Source organism: Pontibacter sp. HJ8 (assembly GCF_054824225.1).
In genome coordinates this window covers 1-3,129 of sequence record NZ_JSYF01000319.1, presented here as the reverse complement: position 1 = coordinate 3,129, position 3,129 = coordinate 1, and the positions used below count along the sequence as shown (strand labels likewise).

Genomic DNA, 3,129 nt, shown 5'->3' with positions numbered 1-3,129 from the left:
TATAAACAGGGCTCGCTGCGCGGTATAGGTATAGGCGTACAAGCGCAGCCACTCGGGCTGCACCCTGCAGTCGCCATCCGTGAATACCAGCAGCTCTCCCTGCGCTTGTGCTATACCTTGCTTTACGGCTGCTTTTTTCCCGTAGCCGTCCGGGTGATCGGCCAGCCGGATCAGGCGCACTGGCAGGCCGGAGGAAGTGGCAAAGCTTTGGACCAATGCTTCGGTTTCGTCATCAGAGTGATCGTCCACTACGAGCACCTCCAGCAAGTCTGCCGGGTAGTGTTGCCGCTCCAGGTCTTGGAGTAGCCGGAGAATATGCCGGGCTTCATTCCGGACAGGTAGAATGACCGATACTTTCGTGGCAGGTATAAAACCGGCCGGAAGTTCAGGTATAGCAAGCTTGTTCCAGGCGCTGCGGCAGCGCAGAATGAGCCAGCCGTAGGCCAGCAGCGAGAGGAGGAGCAGAAACGTCATGCCGCCACTCCTTTTTTGTTGAGTCGCAGTCGGAGCACAAAGAACAGCCCGACCGCACTGGGAACGGCAATGTTGAGCAGCCACAGGCTCAGGCTGGCACTCAGCACCTGCAGCCGGTCCTGCCCCAGCAGCCCGAACAGGTACATCGCCGACAGTTCCCGTACCCCCAGATCCGACAAGAGCGACACCGATGGCACGATAGACTTGAGGAAAAAGGTCGCCGACACACCGCTGATATACTCCACCGGACACAGCCGCACTTCAAATAGGATAAGTAAAAGAATGAACTGCAACAGGAAAATAAAGTAGCGGCCCAGCGAAAGCAGCAGCACCCGGTACATCTCCCCGAAGGTATAGCTGCTCATGATGGCCAGGTACTTGACCAGCTTCCGAAGCGGACCGACAGCAGCGACCAGGGCCACCATGGCGCGGGCATTGAAGAGCAAGAGCAACAGGGCCACATTAAGCACCAGCAGCAGAAAAATCATACTCAGACAGATCGCCGGATAAGCCGCCCAGTAAAGCCTCAGAAGGAAGTATAACAGCCCGAGCGAACCGACCAGCACCGTGGCCACCAGCTGACAGAACCTACCAATAAAAACCGCACCGATCGCCTCCAGCCTGGCTTTGCTCTTGAGCTCCAGCACACGGCCGGCGTAGTCGCCCAGCCGGTTTGGGGTGATGAAGCCCAGCGTCAGCCCGACCATCACAGCCCGGAAGGCCCGCAGGTAGGAGATCTTTTCCACCTTCTGCCCCAGCAGCTGCCACTTCCAGGCTTCCAATCCCCAGTTGACAGGTATAAGCAGCGCACTGAGAAGCAGCAGCGGGCGGTGATCACTTTCCAGGGCTCCCTCCAGTATACCCCGCCAGCTGAGCAGCGTATCAGGCGCCGTGAAGATGACCTGGTACAGGATGTAAAGCGTGAGCAGCACCACGACGGACTTGCCACCGATTAAAAGGTACCTTCTGTTGCGGGTAATGTTCAAGATATTGTCTTAAATTGCAGCCTTATGGTTTACTCTTCCGCACTCCCCCCTAATAAGTTAATTCTTGGCATTGACCCGGGTACACAAATAATGGGCTATGGCCTGATAGAGGTGACAGGTTCAAAGGTAAAGGTAGTGCAGTATGGCGTTATTCACCTGAAAAGCTACAGCAACCACGCCATCAAGTTAAAGAAAATTTTTGACCGCATGATACAGCTCATCGACGAATACCTGCCCGACGAACTGGCCATCGAGTCCCCTTTCTTTGGGGTGAACGTGCAAAGTATGCTCAAACTGGGTCGTGCCCAGGGGGTTGCCATTGCCGCCGCACTTTCCCGCGATATTCCCTACGTGGAATATGCCCCTAAAAAAGTAAAGCAATCGGTTACCGGAAACGGGAATGCCTCCAAAGAGCAGGTGGCCAGCATGCTGGTACAGATCCTGAAGATACAGCCGGATCCGAAGATGTTCGATGCGACCGATGCCTTGTCCGTGGCGCTTTGCCACCATTACCAGAAAGGCAACAACGCCAAGCAGGGCGGCAAATCGTGGAAGAGCTTCGTGACGGACAACCCGGAACGGCTGGCAGGTAAATAATCAACCTGTTTTGGCCTGATCCGAAAGGCGAATTTTTAATCTTACAGCTATAAGGTCTGTAAAATACTCTGACAATAGTTACCTTTGGCCCTTCTTACGACTGAAGTATTAAGAAATAAAGGAACTATCCTAACCTGTAGCTTCCTATCGGCCGTATGATGAGTTTAACTTTAACAAAAGATTTTCCTGCTGCCGGTTTAAGTTGAGGTATAACCGGATTTCAGCCCGTCGCAATGGATTTGAACAACAAGAAGACAAACAACACCCGCTCGCGCCGATACGTCATATCCAAAAGGCTGGACAGAATATTTCTGGAACTGGGCCATGTCTATGCTTTTGTAGCGCGTTTTTTCAAAGAAGTATGGTTCCCGCCCTATGAGTTCAAGGAAGTCATTCACCAATGCTATGAGATCGGTGTTCGCTCCCTGCCACTTATTTCCCTGACAGGCTTTATCATTGGTATCGTGTTTACCAACCAGTCACGCCCTTCGCTGGCCGACTTTGGTGCTACCGCCCTGCTGCCTGCTCTGATCTCGGTTGCGATCGTAAGAGCCATGGGCCCACTGGTGACGGCGCTTATAGCGGCCGGCCGGGTTGCATCCGGCATCGGAGCCGAACTGGGATCGATGCGGGTAACCGAGCAGATCGACGCCATGGAGGTATCGGCCACCAATCCGTTCAAGTTTCTGGTCGTGACCCGGGTGCTGGCTTCCACCTTCATGATTCCGGCCCTGACCATGTATACCACCTTGGTATCCCTTTTGGGCGGTTATCTGAACGTACACCAGAACGAGCAAACAACGCTCATCACGTTTTTCTACCAGGTATTTGAGGCGATCACATTTCTGGATATAACCGCTTCCTCTGTTAAATCCGTCATTTTTGGCTTTACCATTGGGATGGTGGGCTGCTACAAAGGCTACAACTCTTCTAAGGGTACCGAAGGCGTGGGCAAGGCAGCCAACTCGTCCGTGGTAACGGCCATGTTCCTTATCTTTATCGAGGAGCTCCTTATTATGCAGGTTATCAATGCCTTACGCGCGTTTTAATCAGGCTATGAAAGAAGTAAACC

The 3,129-nt window shown here is 53.3% G+C and carries 4 protein-coding genes; 2 read left to right on the top strand and 2 right to left on the bottom strand.

Annotated features, from left to right (window positions below; all coding sequences use genetic code 11):
- Together OB13_RS14115 and OB13_RS14110 are read right to left on the bottom strand one after the other, a co-directional pair.
- Positions 1–474: glycosyltransferase (locus tag OB13_RS14115; protein WP_461490812.1), on the bottom strand; the 474-nt coding region annotated here is incomplete at its 3' end.
- Positions 471–1,460, bottom strand: a complete 990-nt coding sequence (locus tag OB13_RS14110) for a lysylphosphatidylglycerol synthase domain-containing protein (protein WP_461490811.1) — start codon at positions 1,458–1,460, stop codon at positions 471–473. The genes OB13_RS14115 and OB13_RS14110, both read right to left, overlap by 4 nt.
- A gap of 24 nt (positions 1,461–1,484) precedes the next feature.
- Here OB13_RS14110 and ruvC point away from each other — a divergent pair, with 24 nt between their 5' ends.
- Together ruvC and OB13_RS14100 are read left to right on the top strand one after the other, a co-directional pair.
- Entirely contained in the window at positions 1,485–2,057 is a 573-nt protein-coding gene (gene ruvC, locus OB13_RS14105) for a crossover junction endodeoxyribonuclease RuvC (RefSeq protein WP_461490810.1), read from the top strand.
- A 233-nt stretch (positions 2,058–2,290) separates the two neighbouring features.
- On the top strand, positions 2,291–3,106 hold the full coding sequence (locus tag OB13_RS14100) for an MlaE family ABC transporter permease (protein WP_461490809.1): 816 nt from the start codon (positions 2,291–2,293) through the stop codon (positions 3,104–3,106).
- The last annotated feature ends 23 nt before the right edge of the window (positions 3,107–3,129 follow it).